This window comes from Brevundimonas sp. 374 (genome assembly GCF_900102995.1).
In the GTDB taxonomy this organism is placed as follows: Bacteria; Pseudomonadota; Alphaproteobacteria; order Caulobacterales; family Caulobacteraceae; genus Brevundimonas; species Brevundimonas vesicularis_C.
Genome location: NZ_FNKT01000003.1, coordinates 1 through 22,184 on the forward strand (window position 1 = coordinate 1; position 22,184 = coordinate 22,184).

General features: G+C 66.2%; 21 protein-coding genes and 1 tRNA gene. 14 read left to right on the top strand and 8 right to left on the bottom strand.

What is annotated here, in order from left to right:
- A partial coding sequence (locus BLR19_RS10230) for an outer membrane beta-barrel protein (protein ID WP_143007366.1) occupies positions 1-317 on the bottom strand: 317 nt, incomplete at its 3' end.
- A 154-nt stretch (positions 318-471) separates the two neighbouring features.
- On the opposite strand from BLR19_RS10230, the gene BLR19_RS10235 reads away from it, so the two are divergent.
- Both BLR19_RS10235 and BLR19_RS10240 read left to right on the top strand, forming a co-directional pair.
- Entirely contained in the window at positions 472-1,380 is a 909-nt protein-coding gene (locus tag BLR19_RS10235) for an SDR family NAD(P)-dependent oxidoreductase (RefSeq protein WP_091750514.1), read from the top strand.
- 144 nt (positions 1,381-1,524) lie between these two features.
- Positions 1,525-2,727, top strand: coding sequence for an acetyl-CoA C-acyltransferase (locus BLR19_RS10240; protein WP_091750517.1), 1,203 nt, complete (start codon positions 1,525-1,527; stop codon positions 2,725-2,727).
- Between the two features lie 158 nt (positions 2,728-2,885).
- Here the strand turns inward: BLR19_RS10240 and BLR19_RS10245 are convergent, their stop codons facing one another.
- Genes BLR19_RS10245 through BLR19_RS10255 form a run of 3 tightly spaced genes read right to left on the bottom strand, consistent with a single transcriptional unit; the run spans position 2,886 to position 4,614 of the window.
- Positions 2,886-3,449, bottom strand: a complete 564-nt coding sequence (locus BLR19_RS10245; protein ID WP_091750520.1) for a demethoxyubiquinone hydroxylase family protein — start codon at positions 3,447-3,449, stop codon at positions 2,886-2,888.
- 4 nt (positions 3,450-3,453) lie between these two features.
- Positions 3,454-3,999, bottom strand: coding sequence for a disulfide bond formation protein B (locus tag BLR19_RS10250; RefSeq protein ID WP_039246047.1), 546 nt, complete (start codon positions 3,997-3,999; stop codon positions 3,454-3,456).
- A gap of 39 nt (positions 4,000-4,038) precedes the next feature.
- Positions 4,039-4,614 carry a YqaA family protein gene (locus tag BLR19_RS10255; RefSeq protein WP_091750523.1) on the bottom strand — a complete coding sequence of 192 codons (576 nt, stop codon included), beginning with the start codon at positions 4,612-4,614 and terminating at the stop codon, positions 4,039-4,041.
- 87 nt (positions 4,615-4,701) lie between these two features.
- Here BLR19_RS10255 and BLR19_RS10260 point away from each other — a divergent pair, with 87 nt between their 5' ends.
- From BLR19_RS10260 to BLR19_RS10310, 11 genes are all read left to right on the top strand, one after another.
- Positions 4,702-5,346 (top strand): exopolysaccharide biosynthesis protein, encoded by a 645-nt coding sequence (locus BLR19_RS10260; protein ID WP_091750525.1) that lies wholly within the window; start codon positions 4,702-4,704, stop codon positions 5,344-5,346.
- Positions 5,347-5,428: 82 nt separating this feature from the next.
- Positions 5,429-7,021 (top strand): hypothetical protein, encoded by a 1,593-nt coding sequence (locus BLR19_RS10265; RefSeq protein ID WP_091750527.1) that lies wholly within the window; start codon positions 5,429-5,431, stop codon positions 7,019-7,021.
- Positions 7,022-7,137: 116 nt separating this feature from the next.
- Positions 7,138-8,247, top strand: coding sequence for a DUF5694 domain-containing protein (locus BLR19_RS10270; RefSeq protein WP_091750949.1), 1,110 nt, complete (start codon positions 7,138-7,140; stop codon positions 8,245-8,247).
- A gap of 128 nt (positions 8,248-8,375) precedes the next feature.
- Positions 8,376-9,488, top strand: a complete 1,113-nt coding sequence (gene hppD, locus BLR19_RS10275; protein WP_091750530.1) for a 4-hydroxyphenylpyruvate dioxygenase — start codon at positions 8,376-8,378, stop codon at positions 9,486-9,488.
- On the top strand, positions 9,489-9,674 hold the full coding sequence (locus tag BLR19_RS10280; protein ID WP_091750532.1) for a hypothetical protein: 186 nt from the start codon (positions 9,489-9,491) through the stop codon (positions 9,672-9,674).
- 136 nt (positions 9,675-9,810) lie between these two features.
- Positions 9,811-10,845: a hypothetical protein gene (locus BLR19_RS14685; protein ID WP_143007367.1), complete on the top strand. Its 1,035-nt coding sequence runs from the start codon at positions 9,811-9,813 to the stop codon at positions 10,843-10,845.
- A gap of 311 nt (positions 10,846-11,156) precedes the next feature.
- Positions 11,157-12,212, top strand: a complete 1,056-nt coding sequence (locus BLR19_RS10290) for an isoaspartyl peptidase/L-asparaginase family protein (RefSeq protein WP_091750537.1) — start codon at positions 11,157-11,159, stop codon at positions 12,210-12,212.
- Positions 12,213-12,268: 56 nt separating this feature from the next.
- Entirely contained in the window at positions 12,269-12,535 is a 267-nt protein-coding gene (locus tag BLR19_RS10295; protein WP_017506239.1) for a hypothetical protein, read from the top strand.
- A gap of 43 nt (positions 12,536-12,578) precedes the next feature.
- Entirely contained in the window at positions 12,579-13,598 is a 1,020-nt protein-coding gene (locus tag BLR19_RS10300) for a fumarylacetoacetate hydrolase family protein (protein WP_091750540.1), read from the top strand.
- A 63-nt stretch (positions 13,599-13,661) separates the two neighbouring features.
- On the top strand, positions 13,662-14,198 hold the full coding sequence (locus tag BLR19_RS10305; RefSeq protein WP_091750542.1) for a CcdC protein domain-containing protein: 537 nt from the start codon (positions 13,662-13,664) through the stop codon (positions 14,196-14,198).
- Between the two features lie 54 nt (positions 14,199-14,252).
- Positions 14,253-14,337 (top strand) — tRNA-Leu (locus tag BLR19_RS10310).
- A gap of 12 nt (positions 14,338-14,349) precedes the next feature.
- On the opposite strand, the gene BLR19_RS10315 is transcribed toward BLR19_RS10310, so the two are convergent.
- Positions 14,350-15,201, bottom strand: coding sequence for an alpha/beta hydrolase (locus BLR19_RS10315; protein WP_091750544.1), 852 nt, complete (start codon positions 15,199-15,201; stop codon positions 14,350-14,352).
- A 58-nt stretch (positions 15,202-15,259) separates the two neighbouring features.
- Positions 15,260-17,236 carry an AsmA family protein gene (locus tag BLR19_RS10320; RefSeq protein WP_255366591.1) on the bottom strand — a complete coding sequence of 659 codons (1,977 nt, stop codon included), beginning with the start codon at positions 17,234-17,236 and terminating at the stop codon, positions 15,260-15,262.
- Positions 17,237-17,472: 236 nt separating this feature from the next.
- Here BLR19_RS10320 and BLR19_RS10325 point away from each other — a divergent pair, with 236 nt between their 5' ends.
- Entirely contained in the window at positions 17,473-17,778 is a 306-nt protein-coding gene (locus BLR19_RS10325) for a hypothetical protein (RefSeq protein WP_091750549.1), read from the top strand.
- 75 nt (positions 17,779-17,853) lie between these two features.
- Here the strand turns inward: BLR19_RS10325 and BLR19_RS10330 are convergent, their stop codons facing one another.
- Entirely contained in the window at positions 17,854-19,965 is a 2,112-nt protein-coding gene (locus BLR19_RS10330) for a S9 family peptidase (protein ID WP_091750551.1), read from the bottom strand.
- A 69-nt stretch (positions 19,966-20,034) separates the two neighbouring features.
- Positions 20,035-22,119, bottom strand: a complete 2,085-nt coding sequence (locus BLR19_RS10335) for a S9 family peptidase (RefSeq protein ID WP_091750554.1) — start codon at positions 22,117-22,119, stop codon at positions 20,035-20,037.
- Positions 22,120-22,184: the final 65 nt, after the last annotated feature.

Sequence of the window (22,184 nt, forward strand, 5' to 3'; positions counted from 1 at the left end):
GTCGCCGGGGTCAGATTGCACAGGCCTTGCGTGCCCGAGACGGCGCGCACGGTGCCGATGTCGCCCGAGCGGTAGCCGCCTTCCAGTTCAACGCGCCAGTTCGGGTTGAAGCGGTAGCCGAGGCGAGCGAACGCCGCCCAGCCGTCGTTCACTTCCCAGTTCCAGTTGGCGCCGGTCGTGGACGATTCAGCGTTGATATCGTCGATCATGTGGTAGCCGGCGTCGATGGCGCCGTACCAACCATTGGGTTCCGCCGATGCGGCGCCGGCTGCGAACAGTCCGGCGGCGGCAACGGAGGCGAGAAGTTTGAGCTTCATAGCTTCCTCACTGTGTGAATGCGCGAAGCTGCGCAATAGCACAGCATTCACCCGACCGAACGGCGTGGCTGGCGCACGGTTCCGCGCTTGAGCTACGATTGTGTCGACTGTGGCGCCGTTTCAACACATTGGGCGCCTGCGAAAGGAAACGAATATGGCGATGCGGTTTGACGGACAGGTGGCGATCGTAACGGGGGCCGGCGGCGGCTTGGGGCGCGAACACGCGCTCGCTCTCGCGGCGCGCGGGGCCAAGGTGGTGGTCAATGACCTGGGCGGCGCCCGCGACGGTTCCGGCGGTTCGGCGACGGCGGCGGAATCGGTCGTCGCCGAAATCGAGGCGGCCGGCGGCGAGGCCATCGCCAATGCGGCCTCGGTGACGGACTTTGCCGCAGTCCAGGCCATGGTCGATCAGGCCATGGCAAAATGGGGCCGGATCGACATCCTGGTGAACAACGCCGGCGTCCTGCGTGACAAGACCTTCGCCAAGATGGAGATCGAGGACTTCCGCTTCGTCGTCGACGTCCACCTGATGGGGGCGGTCAACTGCACAAAGGCGGTGTGGGAGATCATGCGCGGGCAGAACTACGGCCGGATCGTGATGACGACCTCGTCGTCGGGCCTGTATGGCAACTTCGGCCAGTCGAACTATGGCGCGGCTAAGATGGCCCTGGTCGGCCTGATGCAGACCCTGTCGATCGAGGGAGCCAAGAACGACATCCGCGTCAACTGCCTGGCGCCCACCGCACACACCCGCATGACCGAGGATCTGGGCGCCGCCCTGCCGCTGGAGGCGCTGGCCCCGGCCCTGGTCACGCCCGGCCTGCTTTACCTGGTCAGCCAGGAGGCGCCGAGCCGCGCCATCCTGGCCGCCGGCGCCGGCGGCTTCGAACGGGCCTATGTCACCCTGACGCAAGGCGACTTCGTCACTGGCGACGATGCGCCCGAACAGGTCGCCGCCCGCTTCGACGCCATCTCGGACCGCAGCGGCGAGATCGTGCCGGACATGGGCGCCGCCCAGGGCATGATCGAACTGACGAAAGCCCAGAAAGCCCACGGCGGTTGAACAACAAGGCGCCTTGCGTTGACGCGACGTGAGGCGCCTAACTTCGCGTCAGAGGAAACCGGCCTCAAGCAGCGCGAACGCGCGTAGGCCAAACAAGAATGGGCTCAAGTAGCCCGAAGGGCGATAGCCCCAGGAGGAAAGCCCATGCGCGAAGCCGTCATCGTCTCCACCGCCCGCACCCCCATCGGGCGCGCCTATCGCGGCGCCTTCAACGACACCCAGGCGCAGCAGCTCGGCGCCCATGCGGTCAAGCACGCGGTCCAGCGCGCCGGGGTCGATCCGGCCGAGATCGAGGACGTGATCATGGGCGCGGCCCTGCAGCAGGGTTCGACCGGCACCAACGTCGCGCGCCAGATCGCGCTCGCCGCCGGCCTGCCCTCTTCCGTTCCGGGCATGAGCCTGGATCGTCAGTGCGCGTCGGGCCTGATGGGCATCGCCACGGCGGCGAAACAGGTCGTCTTCGATCAGCAGAAGATGGCGGTCGGCGGCGGGCTCGAAAGCATCTCCCTGGTCCAGAACCAGAATATGAACCTGTACCGGATGAAGGACGAGGCGCTGCTGAAGCTGTCGCCCCACATCTATATGTCGATGCTGGAGACGGCCGAGGTGGTGTCGCGCCGCTACGGCGTCAGCCGCGACCGCCAGGACGACTATGCGCTGAAATCCCAGCATCGCACCGCCGCCGCCCAGGACGCCGGTCGCTTCGACGCCGAGATCGTGCCCATGACCACCACCATGCTGGTCATGGACAAGGCCACCGGCCAGACCTCATCGAAAGAGGTCACCCTGTCCAAGGACGAGGGCAACCGTCCCGACACGACGCTGGAAGGCCTGAAGGCGCTGAAACCCGTCTTCGGCGGCGGCGAGGAGATCGAGACGGGCGAGTTCATCACCGCCGGAAACGCCTCGCAACTGTCTGACGGCGCCTCGGCCTGCGTCGTCATGGAGGCCGGCGAGGCGGTGAAGCGCAATCTGCAACCGCTCGGCGCCTATCGCGGCATGGCGGTCGCCGGCTGCGAGCCGGACGAAATGGGCATCGGCCCTGTCTATGCCGTGCCCAAACTGCTGAAGCGCCACGGCCTGACCATCGACGACATCGGGATCTGGGAGCTGAACGAGGCCTTCGCCGCCCAGGTTCTGTATTGCCAAGACACGCTGGGCATTCCCGACGACCGCCTGAACGTCTCGGGCGGCGCCATCTCGATCGGCCACCCCTACGGCATGTCCGGCGCCCGCATGACCGGCCACGTCCTGATCGAAGGCAAGCGTCGCGGCGCCAAATACGGCGTTGTCACCATGTGCATCGGCGGCGGCATGGGCGCGGCCGGGTTGTTCGAAATCTATTGAGAGAAACCAATTGTCTCCTCCCCATTTCATGGGGAGGTGGCTCGTAGCGAAGCGGAGAGACGGAGGGGCTCTTCGCCGCATCGCAAACGTCTATGGGACTTCAATAGCCCCTCCACCGCTTCGCGGTCCCCCTCCCCGCTCCGCAGGGAGGAGATGATTTAGATCCGCTCGCTGATCTTGATCGCCGCCTTGCAGCCGACCTTGATCACGCCAGACAGCAGACGATACGCCGGCGCTTCGCGGCTGCCGTGTTTGATGGCGTGGTCGTGGTGGGCCAGTTCCTCGTCGCGGAACTGTTTCAGCTCGGCGGCAAGGGCCGGGTCGCGGTCGCCGATCTCGGCGATCTGGTCGGCATAGTGTTTTTCGATCACGCTCTCGACCGCCTCGGTGCAGGCGTGCGCGGCCTTTTCACCCATCAGGGCCGTGCCGGCGCCCAGGGCCGAGGCGGCGATGCGCCACAGGGGCGTCATGACCGTGGGTCGCACCCGCCGCTCGTTCAGCAGCCGCTCGAAGCGCGCCAGATGCACCGCCTCCTGGTCCTGCATCTCCGACAGGTCGTGGGTGATGCCGTCACGCCCCTTGCGCCCTTCGAACACCGCCTTCTGGGCGCGATAGATCAGGACGGCCGCATATTCCCCGGCGTGATCGACGCGCAGGATTTCGTCCATCCGCGCCTTGTCGGCGCCTTGGCCAGGACGAGGGAGGGGAATGGAATGGCTCATCGCATCAGGCCTTTTCGATCCGGGGCGCGCGGGCGTCCTTGGGACGTTTCGCCGCCAACAGGCTGAACACCGCAAGCGCCGAGGCGATGATCGCGTTCCATCCTGCCATCGACAGACCCAGCCAGCTCCAGGCTACATCGCCGCAGCCGATCACCTTGGTCACCGGCCCCGTGCCCATGGCCAAGGCCGTCAGGCTGTCCATATCGACCGAGCCGCCGACCGACGAACAGGTCGCAGGCAGCGCCCACCATTTGTATTCGCCGCCCATGTGGAAGATGGCCGTGATGGCGCCTGTGGCGAACACGGCCGCCAGCAGGAAGGCGGCGATGCGCGGCGTGCCCCGGCGTCCGCCGCTGAACAGGGTCCAGCCCGTGGCCAGCACCGCGACGACGACCGCCCCCCAATAGACCTCGCGCTGCTTCAGACACAGGTTGCAGGGCGCAAGGCCGCCGAACCGTTCGAACGCATGGGCCGCGCCCAGCATGGCCAGCGACGCGGCCAGGGCGAAGGCGGTCCACCAACGGGTCAGAAGGCGATAGACATCGATCATCTTGAAACGGTCTTACCCCGCCCCTGCGGCCGCGTCGACTTACAGAAGCTTCAGGACGACGATCAAGGCGACCAGCGCGACCAGGCCGATCACGCTCCACATCGCCAGCCGCTTTTCGACCTGCGCCAGCATGGCCGGCCCCCAGCGCTTCAGGATCCACGCCTCCAAGAAGAACCGTCCGCCCCGCGTCACGACCGACGCCGCGATGAAGACCGGAAAGCTGAACGCCGCCAGGCCCGAGGCGATGGTCACCAGCTTGTAGGGAATGGGCGTCAGCCCCTTGATCAGAATGACCCACAGGCCCCACTGATCGAACCAGGCGCGGAACTGCTCCAGCCCGTCCGAATGGCCCAGCACCCGCATGATCGCCAGGCCCAGGTCGGTCAGGAAATAGCCGATCGCATAACCGAGAATCCCGCCCAGAACCGACGCCACGGTGCAGACGGCGGCGTAGAAATACGCCTTCTGCGGCCGCGCCAGGATCATGGGCGCCAGCATCACGTCGGGCGGGATCGGAAAGAACGAACTCTCGGCGAAGGAGACGACCGCCAGGGCCTTGGTCGCATGGCGGCTGCGCGCCAGGTCGAAGACGCGGTCATAGAGTTTGCGCAGCATGGCGATCCTTAAGGCGGCACGGCGCGTTAGCACCCCTGCGGCGTTGCGTCATCCTCGGCCGTCACGTCCACCTGCTAGAGCGCCTGAATGACGACCCCCGCCTCTTCCCCGTCCACGGTCCAGCAGGACGACGTCAGCCATAACGTCACCCGTCTGCTGCGGCGGCTGGCCGACGACGGCGGCGACGCCGGCCTGACCCTGCACGAAATCCGCGACCGGCTGGACGAGCGCGCCTATGGGCTGTTGATCCTGCTGCTCTCCATCCCGTGCCTCGTGCCGGGCCTTTATGGCGTGCCGCAGGTGGTCGGGCTGATCGTCATCCTGCTGGCTGGCCAGATGCTGGTCGGGCGCGAGGAGCCTTGGCTGCCGCGCTGGCTTCTGAACCTGCGGAGCAAGGGATCCTGGCTGAAGGCCATGGCCGATTTCGCCGAAACCAAACTGGGCTGGATCGACCGGCTGTCTCGCCCCCGCCTGCGTCGCTTCGCCGATGGACCGGGCGAGAAGCTGGCCGCCGTCTTCATGATTCTGGCGACCGTCACCATCGTCATGCCTCTGACCAACACCATCCCGTCGATCGCCCTGGCCCTGCTGTCGGTTGGCCTGATCCAGCGCGACGGCCTGTTCGTCCTCGCCGGCTGCGCCGTCACCACCGTCTGGCTGACCCTCCTGGGCGCGCTCGGGACCGGCCTTCTGATGGGCGCCGAATGGGCGACCCGCTGGCTGCCGGGCTGATGCAACCTTCAGTTATTAGTCGTCAAATCGCCTCAGTTGTTTTAGTCCGTATGCTCACGCTTGGTGGTGGGAGCCCGAAGATTTGACCTCGAAACTGATCGGCCTCGTCGCCGCACTTGGCCTCGCTTTCGCAGCCGCCGCCCCTGCCTCGGCTCAACAGGCCGCGACGATCGAGGCGCGCACCGCGCCGGGCGGCGTTCTGGTGACCTGGAAGCTGGCCCAGCCGACCACCGAGGTCGCCTTTGTGGACCAGGACATTATTCGCACCCTCTGGACGGTGAAGACCCCCGGCCTGTCCCTTTCGGATGGCGTCGTGAAGTCCGACCAGCCGTTCGACGCCTTCGAAATTCTGATCGCGCCTAACGCGGCCGAGGTGGACCGCGTCTATATCGGCCTGGTGCGGGTGGGGTCGGGCCAGAGCCTTTATGGACCCGCGCTGGCGCTGAAGGACATGGACGCCGAACTGACCGTCAAGGCGGCCCCAGGTGAAACCGCCACGCCTCAATCCGACGCGATCAAGAGCTACGTCTATGTCGGACCGACCTCGGCCGTGACGCAGGATGACGGTGGCGTGGTCGTCGTCGGGGACACCGTTCCCGCATCCCTGCGCACCGCGATGATCGAGGGCTTTCTGGCGGCCCAGGGATTCTATAGCGCTCGTCTCGGCCGCGACCTGCCCTATACGCCGACCCTGATCGTCACCACCGACAGCCCAGGCCCGACGACATATCGGGGCGATGTGACCGACAATGGCGTCATCTCCCTGCGCTTTCATGGCTCGGACTGGTCCGCGCCCCCGCCCGATGTGACCGAACAGCTGTCCACCTTCGTCTGGCACGAGACGTTGCACATGTGGAACAGCCATGCGGTGACGACCAAGGACGGCGTCAGCGCGCCTTGGCTGCATGAGGGCGGGGCCGAATACGGCGCATTGGTCGCCGCCCTGTCCACGGCAACGATCGACGAGGCCCAGTTAAAGACCTCGCTGGCGCGACGGCTTAACGGTTGTCGCGCCGCCCTGGGCGACCGCCCTGACGCGGAACAGCGCCTGCGCACCGGAAACGCCATCTACCACTGCGGCGTCGTCGTGCAGTGGATCGCGGACCTGGAGAGCCGCCGCGCCTCCGACGGCCGCAAGGACATCTTCGACATCTGGAAGACCATGCTTCAGTCCGGTCGCGCGGGGGACGGCTACGGCGTGGCGGACTTCCGCAGTCGCCTGACGCCAGACACTGCTGTCGCCGTCCTGCTGGACGGTCCGGGTCCGGAACGCTGGACCGGCATACAGACCCGCCTCTCCGCGCTGGGCGTCACCCTGGTCAATCGGCCCAGTCCGCGTGACCTTCGCCAGGCCGCTCTGTTCCACATGGTCGATCAGAACTGCGGCGGCGAGGGCGGCTTCTCTACAGACAACGGCCGGATCAAGCTGGACTCCGGCGACCGATGCGGCGCCCTGTCCGGCGATCCCGTCGTCGTCGCGATCGAAGATCTGGACCCGATGTCGAACGGTCAGGGCGTCTTCCAGGCCGTCCAGGCCCGTTGCGCCGAAAACCTGCCCATCCGCTACACCCTGGCGGACGGCAAGACGGTCGAGGCGGTCTGCAAGGCCCCGCTTAAAGCCCCCGATCTCTGGGCCGTGGATGCGATGCCGGACCTCAGGGCGCGACGCACCTGACGGCGCATGCGCTGCCCTAGATGTCCAAGATTTAACGGGCGCCTAGCCGGTATCCAGTGAAAGGTGAAATGGTCGACCGGCGGTCGATCATTTCCAATCTTCTTTCATGGCTTGTCATGGCTTTGCCTCTTCGTTCCTCCCGCATCCTGTTCGTCGCTGTCGGTGCGTTGCTGGTCGCCGCCCTGCCCGCAGCCGCCCAGGACTATCGCCAGTCCTTCCATCCCGATCAGCTGAAGGGACCGCCAGCCGGGGCGCTGAACGAGGTGCTGGTCCTGGGCACGCCGCACCTGTCGAACCTGGGCGAGGGCTTCAACGCCGAAAGCCTGTCGCCGCTGCTGGATCGGCTGGCGGCGTGGAAGCCCACTGCCATCGCGACCGAGGACCTGTCGGGCCTGCAATGCGACAGCCTGCGTCGCTATCCGTCGCGCTATGCCGAGACGGTCAAGACCTATTGCTGGGATCCCGCCCCCGCCGCCCTGGCGACCGGCCTGGACGTCCCGGCCGCCAACGCCGAGGCCGAGCGGCTGCTGGCCGAATGGCCCGCCCAGCCCACGGCGGCCCAGCGGCGCCATCTGGCGGCGGTCTTCTTGGCGGCCGGCGAGCGGGGATCGGCCCTGGTCCAGTGGCTTCGCTTGGCGCCCGAGGACCGCACCGCGAGGGACGGCCTGAACGACGCCCTGGTCGCCGTTCTGAACCGCATCAAGTACAGGGCCAATGAGACCTATCTCATCTCCGCGCCGCTCGCCGCACGCCTGGGACTGGAACGGCTGTGGAGCGTCGACGACCACTCCGCCGACACGCCCGACCCGACTGATCCCGTCGAGAACAAGGCCTATGCCGACGCCATCATGGGCGCGTGGAACAATCTCGCCAGCCAGACCCGTCGAACGCAGGACGCGGAACTTGGCGCCGCCCTCGATCAGCCGGACGGCGTGCTACGCATGTATCGCGTCTACAATGCGCCGACGAATCCGACCCTGACCTATCAATCCGACTTCGGCGCCACCCTGGTCGAGCCGTCGCCTCAGGCCTTCGGCCGGCGCTACCTCGGCTATTGGGAGACGCGAAACCTGCGCATGGTCGCCAATATGCGCGATGTTTTGGGCCGCTATCCAGGCACGCGAATGCTGACCATCGTCGGCGCCTCGCACAAGGGCTACTACGAGGCCTATCTGGATCAGATGCACGACGTCCGGCTGGTCGATCCCGAGCCTGTCCTGCGCTGAGCGGAACGCGCTGGGGGCCGCCCGTCATCACGACCCCGTGGCTTCGTCTTGGCTCCGTCGTCTTCTGTGACTAGGTTCCGCGCCAATCGGCGGCCAGACCGCCCTCAAGATCACGCGGGAGACGCGCCATGAACGACATGACCCAGGCCCAAGATCAGGCCACGGCGGAACAGATCGACCTCGAAAACCCCCTCGGCGTCGACGGGTTCGAGTTCGTCGAATTCACCGGCCCCGAGCCCGAGGCGATGATTTCGCGCCTGGAGCTGATGGGCTTCACCCAGACGCACGTGAACCCCAAGACGGACGTGGTGCGCCTGAAGCAGGGCGATATCAGCTTCCTGGTGCAACGCTCGCCCAAGGGCCAGGCCGCCGACTTCGCCAGGGATCACGGCCCGTCCGCCAACGGCATGGCTTTCCGCACCACCGACGCCAAGGCCGCCTATGAGGGCGCGCTGGCTCGCGGCGCCGTCGCCGCGACGGACGCCGCCGGCGGGGCTTTGGGCGACGACTATCCCTACATCCTGCAAGGCATCGGCGGATCGCTGCTGTATGTCATCGATCAGTACGGCGACTCCGGCTCGCTCTATGACGCGTGGGACGAGATCGAGGGCTGGGAAGAGGCCGAGCGCAAGAACTCGATGGGCCTGGAGATCCTGGACCACCTGACCCACAACGTTCGTCGCGGCCAGATGCGCACATGGTCGGGCTTCTACAACTCGATCTTCAACTTCGAAGAGCAGAAGTATTTCGACATCAAGGGCAAGGCGACGGGCCTGTTCTCCCAGGCCATGATCGCGCCCGACCGCGCCATCCGCATCCCGCTGAACGAAAGCCAGGACGAGAACTCTCAGATCGAGGAGTTCATCCGTCGCTACAACGGCGAGGGCATCCAGCACATCGCCCTGACGACCGAGAACATCTTCGAGACGGTCGAGGCGATGAAGGAACGCGGCGTCGCCTTCCAGGACACGATCGAGACCTATTTCGAGCTGATCGACAAACGCCTGCCCAACCATGGCGAGGACGTGGAGCGGATGCGCAAGAACCGCATCCTGATCGACGGTTCGGACGAGGAAGGCCTGCTGCTGCAAATCTTCACCCAGGACACCTTCGGCCCGATCTTCTTCGAGATCATTCAGCGCAAGGGCAACGAAGGCTTCGGTAACGGTAACTTCCAGGCCCTGTTCGACTCCATCGAACTGGACCAGATCCGTCGCGGCGTCATCAAGGTCCACGCCTGAATGACGATGCGGCCGCCGACCTGGCTGCCCTGGCTCGGCCCGGTCCTGGCGGCCGGCGCCGGGGCCCTGGCCGGCGAAGTCTGGCTGGGCGGCGGCTTCTGGATGGTCCTGATCGCCGCCCTCCTCTGCGGCTTCGCCCCCATCATCGGCTATCAGGTGTGGAAGCGGCTGCACCATAGGGGGTGAGGGCGGCCGATTGGCTTTTGCCAGATGCCCGATTTTGGGAAGTTGAATCTGCACATGGTGTCGCTTGACTGACACCAAGCGAACGAGACTGAAATTGGGTCAGGACGCCGCTCTATTCTCGCGCTAAGGTCGCACAATGTGCACCTTTGCCGTTCTGCTTGCGATCTGTTTCAGCGCCAGCCCAGCAATAGCTCAAATTGGCTCATCGGCTCCGAACGATCCCGTGCTCGGCGCTCGGCTTGTCGAGGGTGTCGCCACGGCGGATCAACTCTGGCTTAGAAACGAAGCCGGAGCGGTGGTCGTTTTCGATCGGGCCGACGCCAACCGGCGCATTATTGTCGAAGAAGGCGCTGCGGATTTGCTGCGCGACGCTGGGCGAACCCTTGTTCTTCAGTCAGATGGCGGAACTCCAAGACGTTTTTCTGTCCAAGAACCAGAAACAGGCCGATCCTTAACACCGCCGCTCCAGGCCGACGCTCTCGGTTTTCTGCGTGAAGGCTTGGACTGGATCGTCATTACGAAAGACGCCCTCTACCGCAGCGATGGCGGTGAGTGGCGCCGCCAGCCGTTCGAAGGCTTCGGGCGCCACTTCGGCGTCATGACTTTGGCCTCTACGCCTGACGGGTCGATATATATTGGTTTCAATCAAGGCGAATGGGGCGGCGGACTTTGGCGGATTGCTCCAGGCTCCTCAAGGTTGGTTGAAATCCGCAAGGTCGATGATGATCCCTGTCACGGTCCACTTGCGTCTGAATGTGATCCGGTCACAGGTTTGGCGCCAGACATTGATCATGCCGGATGTCTACTGGCCTCGATTGGTCTATCCCACATGCTGTCACACGGCCGCGTCATGCGTGTATGCGGCGATGAAGCAACCTTAGTCTTCAGCCGAGAACTGGATGCTCTTCCTGGATCGATCGAAGCATTCTCACACAGCACATGGCCCCTATTTGGTCTCGCGGCGACCCCGCGTGGCTGGGTTGCTGTCACACAAGATAAGCTGTTTGTTTCGGATGGCGGCGAGGTGAAAATCCTGGAGATGCCCGATGTCGAGTCGCTCGCTGGCATTCAAACTGTGCAATTTGAAAACATTTTAGTTGTTCCAACGGACATCAATTGGGGCATGTCTTTGAGCGGCTACACGCCTATGCTTATTGCCGTCACTGACTAGACGCGCTTAATAATCCCCGTGTCCGTTCGGCTACAGAATGGTTTGGGTGGCGAAAACAAGTTTAGGACAACGACTTCGAACTCAGCGGTTTTTTTGCTGTGATCATTCTGATGTCGGCCTTCTCCTGACTCGCGGCTACATCTCAGGCCGTAGACGCGTCTTGCTAGCCATCAGCTATCTAACATTTAGACCTTCCGAGCTTATTAGACCCATTGACCTGACATGCCCGAAGGCGGCGTTACACTGCGACCGACCGGCGTCATTGGGGAAAGTGCACCGATTGCACTCGTTTTTCGGCTTGGAGGAGGTTCATGATGCGTATCGCCTGTTCGGGACTAGTTGCACTCTTTGCACTGTGTTTTTCCTCGGCGCACGCCGAGGACGCCGCGCCGCAATGGTCGCTGGCGATCCACGGCGGGGCCGGCGTGATCGAGCGGTCCAGCCTGACGCCCGAGCAGGACGCGGCCTATCGCGCGGCGCTGCAAGGCGCGCTGGACGCCGGTTCGGCCGTGCTGAACAGCGGCGGCACCGCGTTGGATGCGGTCCAGGCCGCCGTTCAGGTCATGGAGGACGATCCTCTGTTCAACGCCGGGCGCGGGGCGGTCTTCACTGAGGCCGGCCGTAACGAGCTGGACGCCGCCGTCATGAACGGATCGGACCTTACCGCCGGGTCCGTCGCCGGCCTGACCACCACCCGTCACCCCGTCGCCGCCGCCCGCGCGGTTATGGAGCGGTCGCCCCACGTCATGCTGATCGGCCCCGGCGCCGACGCCTTCGCCGCCTCGGTCGGGCTGGAGCAGGTCGCTCCGGCCTTCTTCTTCACCGAGCGGCGCTGGCAGGGGCTGGTCAAGGCCCTGACCGAGGCCGGACAGCCGATCCCCGAACGCCCCGTCGGCGCGCCTCTACCGGGCGCTCAGGCCGAAATCGCCCCGCCCCTGAACGAGAAGAAGTTCGGCACGGTCGGCGCCGTGGCGCTGGACAACCAGGGTCGTCTCGCCGCCGCCACCTCGACCGGCGGCATGACCGCAAAACGCTGGGGGCGGGTCGGGGACGTGCCGATCATCGGCGCCGGCACCTATGCCTCCAACGCCGACGGCTGCGCGGTGTCCGCCACCGGCGACGGCGAATATTTCATCCGCGCCACCGTCGCCCGCGACATCTGCGCCCGGATTGCGGAAGGCGCGACGACGCAAGCCGCCGGTCAGGCGGAGATCGCCGACGCCGATCGTCTGGGCGGCAAGGGCGGCGTCATCGTCATGGGCCTGGATGGCCGCCCGGCCTTCGCCATGTCCACATCGGGAATGTATCGCGGCGCGGTCTCCTCGACCGACCCCGTCCGCGTCGCCATCTACGCCGACGAACCCTGAGCGCCCGTTCAGACCAATTAGACGAATTAGACTCTCTTTTTCCAAGACCGAGACCCATGCCCGCATCCGATGACGAACTGACCGTGATGGCCAACGAGGAGCTGGACGCCGCCTGCGCCATGCCCTTCGTCGAGGTCAGGAAGATCACCCCGTGGGGCGACAGTTATGAAGGCTTCGCCCCGTCCGGCCGCACCGTCGAGGTCGAGCGTCGCTACCTGTGGGCCGTCGAGCCCGAGGGCGGCGTCATCGTCGAGGTCGAGGTCCGCGACCGCGCCGCGCGCACCGGCGCCGAGGCCCGCGCCCTGCTGACGGCCGCCGACTGATTCCGCCGTTCCCAACATCGCAAATCCGGTCTAGGCCTTGGTCATGAAACTCGCCTCGCTCAAGCACGGCCGCGACGGCCGCCTCGTTGTCGTCTCTCAGGACCTGAACTGGTTCACCGACGCCTTCCTGATCGCCCCGACGCTGCAGGCGGCGCTGGACGACTGGGACCGCTGCGGTCCTCGCCTGGAGGCCTTGGCCGAAAGCCTGGAGCATGAGGCCGTGCCGCGCGGGCGCTTCCATGAGCGCGACGCCGCCTCCCCCCTGCCCCGCGCCTATCAGTGGGCGGACGGCTCGGCCTATGTGAACCACGTCGAACTGGTGCGGAAGGCGCGCGGCGCCGAAATGCCCGAGAGCTTCTGGACCGACCCGCTGATGTACCAGGGCGGCTCCGACAGCTTCCTGTCGCCGCGCGATCCGATCCCGCTGGCCGACGAGGCCTGGGGCTGCGACCTGGAGGCCGAGATCGTGGTGGTCGTAGGCGACGTGCCGCAGGGCGCGACGCGCGAACAGGCGCTCGACGCCATTCGCCTGGTCGGCCTGGTCAACGACGTGAGCCTGCGCAACCTGATCCCAGCCGAACTGGCCAAGGGCTTCGGCTTCGTCCAGTCCAAGCCCGCCAGCGCCCTGTCGCCCGTTCTGGTCACGCCCAAGGCGCTGGGCGACCGATGGAAGGACGGCAAGCTGCACGGCGCCCTGAACGTTCAGCTGAATGGCCAAGACTTCGGCAAGGCCGACGCCGGCGTCGACATGACCTTCGACTTCGGAACCCTGATCGCCCACCTGGCCAAGACCCGCTCGCTGGGCGCCGGGACCATCATCGGTTCGGGCACGGTGTCGAACAAGGACGCCGACGGCGGCCCCGGCAAGCCGGTCTCGGAAGGCGGCCTGGGCTACTCCTGCATCGCCGAGGTCCGCACGGTCGAGACGATCCTGCGCGGCGCGGCCGAGACGCCCTTCCTGAAACACGGCGACACGGTGCGGATCGAAATGCTGGACGCACGTCATCATTCGATCTTCGGCGCCATCGAACAGACCGTCGCGCCGCTATCCAGCGCGGACTGACGCCGCTAGGGTGCTGACAGCGGCCTCGGGGGAGGCCGCATCCTGTCTTTGGGGAGAGACGACGTGCCGCCTGAAAAACTGATCCCGCTGCTCATGATCCCGATCATGCTGGTGGTCGTGCTGCTGAAGAACCGCAGGAAGCGCGTGCTGAAGCCGCAACTGCTGTGGGTCATGCCGGCCATCGTCCTGCCGTTGATCGGGCTGGGCATCTGGGGATCGGCGCAGAACCCGAACATGGCCCATGCGCCGTTCGGCCCTGACGCCTGGGCGGTTCTGGCCATAGGCGGCCTCCTGGGCGGCGTCGCCGGTTGGTATCGCGGCAAGACCGTCACCATCGAAAAGGAGCCGGACGGTTCCCTGATGGCCCAGGCCTCGCCGCTGGGGCTGATCCTCCTGGTCGTGTTGTTCGCCGGCCGGTCGCTGCTGCGCGACCTGATCGAAAGCCACGCCGCCGCCTGGCATCTGAACGCCTTGGCGGTCACCGACGCCTTCCTGGTCTTCGCCATGGGCCTGATCGTCATGCAGCGCGTCGAAATGTACATCCGCGCCCGCCGCATCCAGTCCGGCGGCATGGACAGCCATGTGGAGGTCGCGGCCTAACGCTTCGGGCTGGACGCGGCCTTCGCCTCTGTGGCATGAGGCGGTCCTTCCGCTGCGGGCGTGGTGGAATTGGTAGACGCGCTGGACTCAAAATCCAGTTCCGAAAGGAGTGCCGGTTCGACCCCGGCCGCCCGCACCATTCTTCGTCGGTTCAGCCCAGCTGCCGGTGGAAGAACTCCGTCACGTCAGCCAGCACCGTCGCCTTTTTGCGGAACAGGGGCGAGAAGGTCGCGATCAGGTCGGCGTGGTCCAGGCCCGGATAGAGCTTGGCTTCCGAGCGCCCGCCCACCGCGCGCATCCGTTCGTCCAGAATGACCGTGTCCTCGTCGTGGACCACCGTGTCAGCCGTGCCGTGGCCCAGCCAGATCGGCGGGGCGTCACGACGCACGAAGGTCACGGGCTGGGTCAGGGTCGGGTCGGGCGCACGACCGAAGGCGTTCTGCGACGCCGCCACGTCGAACGGCAGGAAGTCGTAAGGGCCCGCGAGACCTGCGGCCGCCTTGATCAGATCGGGCCGGCCGACGGCGGCCATATAGCGTCGGTCCAGGGCGATCATCATCGCCAGATGCGCGCCCGCCGAATGGCCCAGCACGCTAAGCCGCGCGGGATCGCCGCCATATTGACCGACCACCTCGGCCGCCTTGGCCGTGGCGGCGGCGGCGTCCTCTATGAAGGCCGGGAAGACGACCTGGGGCACGACGCGGTAGTCCGGCAGGGCGACCACAAACCCGCGCGCCGCCAAGGCTTGCGCCGCCCAGCCATACTGGCTGCGCGAGCCCGAATCCCAGCCGCCGCCATAGAAGAAGACCAGCGTCGGATAGGGGCCAGGCGCGGTCGGCGCATAGAGATCCATCTGCTGGCGCGGATCGTCGCCATAGGGGACGTCGCGCGCGACGCGTCGCACGCCGCCGTCCCTCGGTCCCAGGGTGTTCAGCAGGCTCAGCGGCGAGCAGGCGGCGGCGAGAAGCCCAAGGGCAGGCGCGAACAGTCCACGGCGTGTCATGCAGAAGGCTCCATCACCCACAATACGCTCGGATCGCCGGATCGGTCGTCATCTACGATCAGCGGGCATTGGCGATCAGCCGGCCGCAGTCGGCGTCGTCGGCCAGCCCAGGATCGACGAAGGCGAACAGGGCCGTCACCGGCGCCACTACCGCGCCCAGCAGGCCCGCCAGACCGCCCTGCGACACGACCGAACCGACATCGACCCCGACCTTGGGCGCGGTCAGGGGGCCGGAGACGGTGATCGGCGCCCACAGGCGCAACAGTCGCGGCTTCTTGGATTCGCCCTCGATCCGCAGGTTCATCGTCTCGGCGCCCAGGTTGATGCTGCCTTTACCCTGAGCCAGGACCACATCGGTGTCGATGACGAAGGTGCGGGCGGTCGCCGTGCCGCCGCTGACGTTGAAGTCGGCGACGGCGCAGCGTATCTGGCTTTCGGACCTGTCTCCGCTCAACAGCTTCAGTAGCCCGGCGCTGGCGTTGATGCCCAGCAGTTCGGCGAAGGCCGCCCGCATCTTGCCATTCGGCACCACAAGGCTGAGCGAGCCTTTCGACGCGGCGGCGAAATTGTGGATCGAGGCGCCCGGCCCCTCCAGCTTCGCCCGGCCCAGCGCCCTGCCGGTGACGGGCGCCGAGCCGTTGCGGGCCGGGATGATGGACTCCAGCGGATAGCCGGCCAAACGCAGATCGACCGTGCTGTAGGGGGTGTCCTTGGTCGCATCGATCCGCGCCGTGCCGTTCAGTGCGCCCCGGTTGAAGTCGAAGCTGATCGGATCCAGCTTCAGGATGCCGTCCTTCAGGTCGGCGCCCAGGTTCACCTGACGCACATCAAAGGCGTTCGCCTTCACCGATCCGGCCCGATAGGACAGGCTACCGTCCATGGTCTGCAGCCGTTCCGTCTGCAGCTTGGCGTCCGGCAGCAGCTTGCCGCCGACCACGACCGGCGCCTCGGTGTCGGTGCCCGCCGCATTGGTCCGGGTCCGCGCGCCCAGCACAGCGGCCAAATCGTCGATGTCCAGACGACGTGAGGTCAGGTCAGCGTCGACGCGCAGCCGCTGGCCCGACTGGACCTTCACCTCGCCCGACAGATCGGAGGCCCCGACGCGTCCGTCGAAATCCCTGAAGGTCCAGATCCGCCGATCGCGATTCAGCGCGCCCGACAGCCGGTAGGGCGGCGTATTGGGCAGGGCGACGCCGGTCAGCAGATAGAGGTCCGACATGTTGCGTCCCTGGATCGTCATGGTCGCATCGAACCGCCCCAAATCGAAAGGTCGAGTGATCGCCCCCTTGGCGACCAGGGACGAGTCCGCGCCGGTCACATCGGCCTCGAACCGATAGGGACGTTCGCGCCGGATGTTGATGAAGGGACCGCCCTCGATCCTGACGGTCATGGGCGCGCCGCGGACATCGCCGCGACCGTCCAGCACAAATCCGGCCTGGCCGCTGGACGCCTCGCGCGCATTGACCGCCGCCTCCAGCGTCAGTCCGCGCCGCTGTTCCTCAAAGGTCAGCTGCCCGTCCTTGATGACCAGTTGCTGGATGACCGGCAGGTTCAGCCCTTCGCCATTGTCAGGTTTGTTGGGATTCAACTGCCAGCTCTTGCGGCCGTCCTTGGTGGAGATCAGCACGACCCGGGGCCGGGTGAAGCTCAGCAGGGGCATCTCGACCTGACCGGCCAGCAGCTTTCGAAGGCGCACCGAGGCCTGGACCTCATCGACGTCGGCCGTGTCGCGATCGCGCGCCCAGTCGGGACCGCCGATCTTAAGCCCCCGCACCACGGCGGACGGCGTCCAGCTGAACAGATTGACGTCCAGATCGCCGGTCAGGGCGATTTCGCGATCGTATTTGACCGAGGCCCAGCGGCCGATAGGTCCGCGCAGCATGTTCCAATCGAACAGGGCCAGGAAAAGAACGATGGCCGCCACGACGACCACCACCACGCCCGCCGCCCATTTTTCCGCCATCCCCGGTCGTCGAGCCGCCGCATAGACGGGATCATTGTCGCGCACCCAGTCGCGCCAGGTGCGCAAACGCACCCCGGCCGGAGCCCACGCCCGCTGGTTCAGGTCGGCCCGAAAAGTGCGCCAATTCCGTGGGTTCGACAATCGCTCGTCTCCGTCAGCCAAAGGAAACGCACCAGCCCCGGTTTGGCGCCGCGGGGTCAGCTTGTCGTCGATTTGACGCGAAGTTGTCGCATAACCTTTACAAACTCCAGGATCGGCGCATAATTCGTCAGAGTCCTGATCTTAATTCAGGCCGTGGAGGACTGCCGATGACCCGTTTCCTGACCCCCGCCCTGATCGCTGCAGCTTTGGCGGCCGCAACGACGCCGGCGCTGGCGCAAAGTCTGCGCCCCGCCGAGCGCGCGGCCGTGCTGCAAACCGTCAAGGTTTGCGGAACCGACGTGGCCTCACGCACGGCCTATCAACGCGACCATGGCGCGACGCCGAGCTTCGTCACCGCCCAGCAAGCGGTCGCCGCCTATCAGTCGGGCCAGCGCTGGGCCGCGCCGCGCTGCATGACGGCGCATCAATATGACCGCCTGGCCGGCGCGCCGATCCAGCGCGCCGCGCTCTGATCCCGACCAAACGCGCATGAAGAAGGGGCGCGGTCGTCGGACCGCGCCCCTTTTTGTCGTCTGGGCGGACGCCTCTTACTGCGTCGGCGTCAGATATTTGTTCAGCCAGCCGAACACTTCATTGTGCCATTGCAGGCTGTTGGCCGGCTTCAGCACCCAGTGGTTCTCGTTGGGGAAGACGATCAGGCGGCTGTCGATGCCGCGACGTTGCAGGGCGGTGAAGGTCGCCAGGCCCTGGGCGGTCGGGATGCGGAAGTCGCGGTCGCCCTGAACCACCAGCATCGGCGTCTTCCAGTTATCGACATGGTTGGCCGGGTTGAACTTCTGATAGCCCTCCGGCTTGTCCCACGGCGTGCCGCCGTATTCCCACTCGGTGAACCACAGCTCCTCGGTCGAATAGCCCATGCCGAAGGTGTCGAAGACGCCGTCGTGGTTGACCAGGCACTTGAATTCGTTCGACCAGTTGCCGGCGATCCAGTTGATCATATAGCCGCCGTAGGAGGCGCCCAGCGCACAGGCGTTGTCGCCGTCCAGGAAGCTGTATTTCGCCTGAGCCGCCGCCCAGCCCTTCTGCAGGTCTTCCAGCGGGCGGTCGCCCCAGTGTTGGCTGATCGCGTCGGTGAAGGCCTGGCCGTAGCCGGTCGAGCCGTGGAAATCGATCATCACCACCGCATAGCCCGCGCCCGCATAGGTCTCGGGGTTCCAGCGATAGGACCAGCCATCCCCGAACGAACCCTGCGGCCCGCCGTGGATCAGGAAGGCGACCGGATATTTGCGGCCCTCGACATAGGCAGCCGGCTTGATGACATAGCCGTGGACCGTCTCGTTGTTCCAGCCGGCGAAGCTGAATTGCTCATACTCCCCGAACTGTTTGGCGGCGAAGGCGGGGTTGGACTGCGTCAGACGACGCGGCATTTCGCGACCCAGATAGGTCTTGAAATACAGGTCGCCCGGCTCGCGCAGGCTGTCCTGGGCGAAGACGAAGCCCGAGGGCGTCTGTTGGAAGGCCGAGACGTGGCCCGCGCCCGTGATCGGCGTGACCACGCCGTTGCGCGTATCCACCGAAAACAGCTTGGTCGAACCGACATCGCCTGCCGTCGTGTACAGCGTCTGGCCGTCGCGCGACCATTGCAGCGTGTCGGCCGAGCGATCCCAGTTCGAGGCGATCTCGCGCTTCTGGCCCGTTTCGACGTCCATCAGCACGATCTGATAGCGATCGGCCTCGAAGCCCGGCCGCGCCATGGCGCGATAGGCCAGTGTCCGTCCGTCCGGCGAGAAGACGGGGCCGGTGTCCCAGGCGTCATTGCCGTCGGTCAGGTTGGTGAAGGTGCCGTCGCCCGACAGGCCGTTGGTCTTCCACAGGTCGAAGTTGGTGCTCCACGGCTCGGTCTGACCGGCGAGACGCGCGGAGAAGACCACGGCATCGCCCGCCGGCGTGAAGACGAACTCGCTCTCGTCGCCGAAGGGCTTGGAGGGCGTGTCGCCGTCAAAGCCCTTGGTGATCCAGGTCGGCGTGCCCGTGGCCTTGCCGTCGCGGCCGATCGACTGGACGAACAGGTGGTTCTGGGTGTGGTCGTTCCAGGTGTCCCAGTGACGCACGAACATGCGGTCATAGACCTGGCCTGTCGTCTTCTGCTCGGCGATGGCCTTGCCCTGTTGGACCGAGGCGTTCAGGTCGGCCGCGTTCGGATAAACGGCCAGCGACACCGCCACCTTGTCGCCCGACGGGCTGATCCGATAGGCGTTCACGTCGGTGGGCAGGTTCGTCACCTGAACCGGCGCCGACGTCGGCGAGGCCACGCGCCAGACCTGGCTCGCGCCCGACTTGCCCGACAGGAAGTACAGATTGCCGTCCCCGCCCCAGCGCGCGGTGTTGGCGCCCTGATCCGAGATGGCCAGGCGGCGCGGGGCCGTGTCCGGCGCGTTCAGGTCCAGGATCCACAGGCTGCCGGCGCGGCTGTTGGCCTGAACATCGGTGGTCGTGACCGAATAGACGACATAGCGGCCGTCCGGCGACACCTGCGGATCGCCCAGCCGGTTGGCCGAGATCATGTCCTGATAGGTGAAGGCGTCCGGCGTCGCGGGCGCGGCTGGAACCGGCGCGGGCGGCACCTGGGCCAGGGCAGGCGCGGCGCTCATCAGCGCAACAGCCGCGCAGGCGGCGGACAGAAGGGAACGGTGACGCATCAAGATCTTCCTCGCGAAGCTTTCTGGCCGCGAGGCGTAGCACCCTGCCAAGGCGCGTCAATGGGTCGCTCAGCCCGCCGGCGCCGTATAGCGACCCACCCAATCCAGGATTTCCTGCTGCCAATCGACCCAGGTGCGGGGTTTCAGCACCCAGTGGTTCTCGTCCGGCACATGGACGAAGCGGCTGGGCACGCCCTGACGCTGAAGCGCCGAGAAGGTCGCCAGTCCCTGCTCCATCGGTACGCGGAAGTCCTTGGAGCCATGCAGCACCAGCATCGGCTTGTTCCAGTCACCGGCATAGGTCTCAGGGTTGAAGGCGTCATAGACGGCCTTGCGCTCCCAGCTCGGACCGCCGAACTCCCAGATGAAGTTGCCGATATCCATGGCGTTCATCAGCTGCGGCACGTCGAACACCCCGGCGTGGTTGACCAGGCAGCGCCAAGGCCCGTTCCACTTGCCGGCGATCATATTGACCATATAGCCGCCGTAGGAGGCGCCCAGCGCACAGGCCCGGTCGCCGTCGATCCACGGATTGTTCGATAGCGCCGCCGCCCAGCCCTTCTGCAGATCCTCCAGCGGCCGGTCGCCCCAGTGATCGTTGATGGCGTCGGTGAAGGCCTGGCCGTAACCGGGCGAGCCGTGGAAATTGATCATCACCACCGCATAGCCCGCCGCCGTATAGACCTGCGGGTTCCAACGGTAGGACCAGTTCTCGGTCCAGGGCGATTTCGGCCCGCCGTGGATCAGATAGACCGCCGGATAGCGCCGTCCCTCGACCGCGCCCGCCGGCTTGAACACCCAGCCCTGCACCGGCTCATTGTTCCAGCCGGCGAAGGCGAAGGCCTCGCCTTTCGGCAGGTCCAGCTGCGCCAGCACCTCGGCGTTCTGCCGGCTGATCTGGCGGGGTTCGCCGCGCGTCTGCACGAAGATCTGGGTCGGGGCGACGAAGCTTTCGTGGGCGTAGGCCAGAACACCGGCCTTCTCCTCATAGGCGCCGACCGTGCCGTTGCCGGTCAGGGCCGTGATCCGGCCGGTGCGGGCGTCGACCGAGAACAGCCGGTTCTGGCCTTCGTCCGCCGCCGAGACCAGCAGCGACCGCCCGTCGGTGCGCCATTGCAGGCCGCCCGCGCCGCGATCCCAGTCGGTCAGTTTCCTCGCGCCGGAGCCGTCGGCGTCAGCCACCCAGACCGCCGCCTGATCCCCGCCGACGTTTTCGCGCGGCGCCGACAGCCAGGCCAGCTGGCGACCGTTCGGAGAGAAGACCGGATTGCCGTCCGATCCCTTGTTGCCTTCCGTCAGATTGACCGGCGTCCCGCCGTCGAGCGCCACGCGGAAGATGTCGCTATTGCTGGTGAAGGCCTCGCCCGCGCCTTGCGTCTGCGTGCCGTAAACCAAGGTGCGGCCGTCCGGCGAAATGTCGAAGCTGGAATCGCCGGCCGAGACATCGGCATCCAGGCCCGCCATCAGATCGCGCGGTTCGCCGCCACTCAAACCCGACCCGTTCAGCGGCTGGACGAACAGATGGGTGCGGCGCGTATCGACCCAGTGATCGAAATCGCGCAGCGGCAGACGGTTATAGGTCTGGAGCGTCGACTTGGCCCGCGCATCCAGCCGTGTCTTGGTGCAGGCCAGGGTGTCGCAATCGACGAATACCGAGACGGCCAGGACCAGCGACTTGCCGTCCGGCGCGATGCGGAAGCCCGACACGTCGAAAGGCAGGGTCGTCACTTGGGCCGCCGCCATCCCGGCCGCATCCGTGCGCCAGACCTGATTCGATCCGCCCCGCGACGACAGGAAGTAGATCGCCCCGCCTTCCGGCGCCCAGCGCGCGCCCGAGGCCCCGCCTTCCGAGATCGCCAACTTGCGCGGCTCGCCACCCGACACGTCCGCCAGCCACAGCCCGTTGACGCCCTTGTTGCCGTCCCAGTCGGTGGTGCGCACGGCGTAGAGAATTTGGCGGCCGTCCGGCGAGACGCGCGGCTCGCTGACCCGCTCCATAATCGCCAGATCTTTCAGCGACAGGCCGCGCGATGCGGGCGCCTGGACGGCGGGGGCGGCGGCCGGCGCGGACGAGGCCTGCTGCGCCAGGCTGGGCGCGGCGGCCAGGATCAGGCTTCCAAAGGCGACCGCCGCCATCCAGCGTGAACGCGTCATGTCTTCATTCCCCACAGCTTTTCTCCAGTGATAGGGGCCGCCCGTCCGATCGCCAAGCGTCCACG

Excerpts from the sequence above, each read along its gene's own strand:
- BLR19_RS10235 (WP_091750514.1), top strand. The coding sequence starts at position 472 with ATGGCGATGCGGTTTGACGGACAGGTGGCGATCGTAACGGGGGCCGGC.
- BLR19_RS10240 (WP_091750517.1), top strand. The coding sequence starts at position 1,525 with ATGCGCGAAGCCGTCATCGTCTCCACCGCCCGCACCCCCATCGGGCGC.
- BLR19_RS10245 (WP_091750520.1), bottom strand. The coding sequence starts at position 3,449 with ATGAGCCATTCCATTCCCCTCCCTCGTCCTGGCCAAGGCGCCGACAAG.
- BLR19_RS10250 (WP_039246047.1), bottom strand. The coding sequence starts at position 3,999 with ATGATCGATGTCTATCGCCTTCTGACCCGTTGGTGGACCGCCTTCGCC.
- BLR19_RS10255 (WP_091750523.1), bottom strand. The coding sequence starts at position 4,614 with ATGCTGCGCAAACTCTATGACCGCGTCTTCGACCTGGCGCGCAGCCGC.
- BLR19_RS10260 (WP_091750525.1), top strand. The coding sequence starts at position 4,702 with ATGACGACCCCCGCCTCTTCCCCGTCCACGGTCCAGCAGGACGACGTC.
- BLR19_RS10270 (WP_091750949.1), top strand. The coding sequence starts at position 7,138 with ATGGCTTTGCCTCTTCGTTCCTCCCGCATCCTGTTCGTCGCTGTCGGT.
- hppD (WP_091750530.1), top strand. The coding sequence starts at position 8,376 with ATGAACGACATGACCCAGGCCCAAGATCAGGCCACGGCGGAACAGATC.
- BLR19_RS10280 (WP_091750532.1), top strand. The coding sequence starts at position 9,489 with ATGACGATGCGGCCGCCGACCTGGCTGCCCTGGCTCGGCCCGGTCCTG.
- BLR19_RS14685 (WP_143007367.1), top strand. The coding sequence starts at position 9,811 with ATGTGCACCTTTGCCGTTCTGCTTGCGATCTGTTTCAGCGCCAGCCCA.
- BLR19_RS10290 (WP_091750537.1), top strand. The coding sequence starts at position 11,157 with ATGATGCGTATCGCCTGTTCGGGACTAGTTGCACTCTTTGCACTGTGT.
- BLR19_RS10295 (WP_017506239.1), top strand. The coding sequence starts at position 12,269 with ATGCCCGCATCCGATGACGAACTGACCGTGATGGCCAACGAGGAGCTG.
- BLR19_RS10300 (WP_091750540.1), top strand. The coding sequence starts at position 12,579 with ATGAAACTCGCCTCGCTCAAGCACGGCCGCGACGGCCGCCTCGTTGTC.
- BLR19_RS10315 (WP_091750544.1), bottom strand. The coding sequence starts at position 15,201 with ATGACACGCCGTGGACTGTTCGCGCCTGCCCTTGGGCTTCTCGCCGCC.
- BLR19_RS10325 (WP_091750549.1), top strand. The coding sequence starts at position 17,473 with ATGACCCGTTTCCTGACCCCCGCCCTGATCGCTGCAGCTTTGGCGGCC.
- BLR19_RS10330 (WP_091750551.1), bottom strand. The coding sequence starts at position 19,965 with ATGCGTCACCGTTCCCTTCTGTCCGCCGCCTGCGCGGCTGTTGCGCTG.
- BLR19_RS10335 (WP_091750554.1), bottom strand. The coding sequence starts at position 22,119 with ATGACGCGTTCACGCTGGATGGCGGCGGTCGCCTTTGGAAGCCTGATC.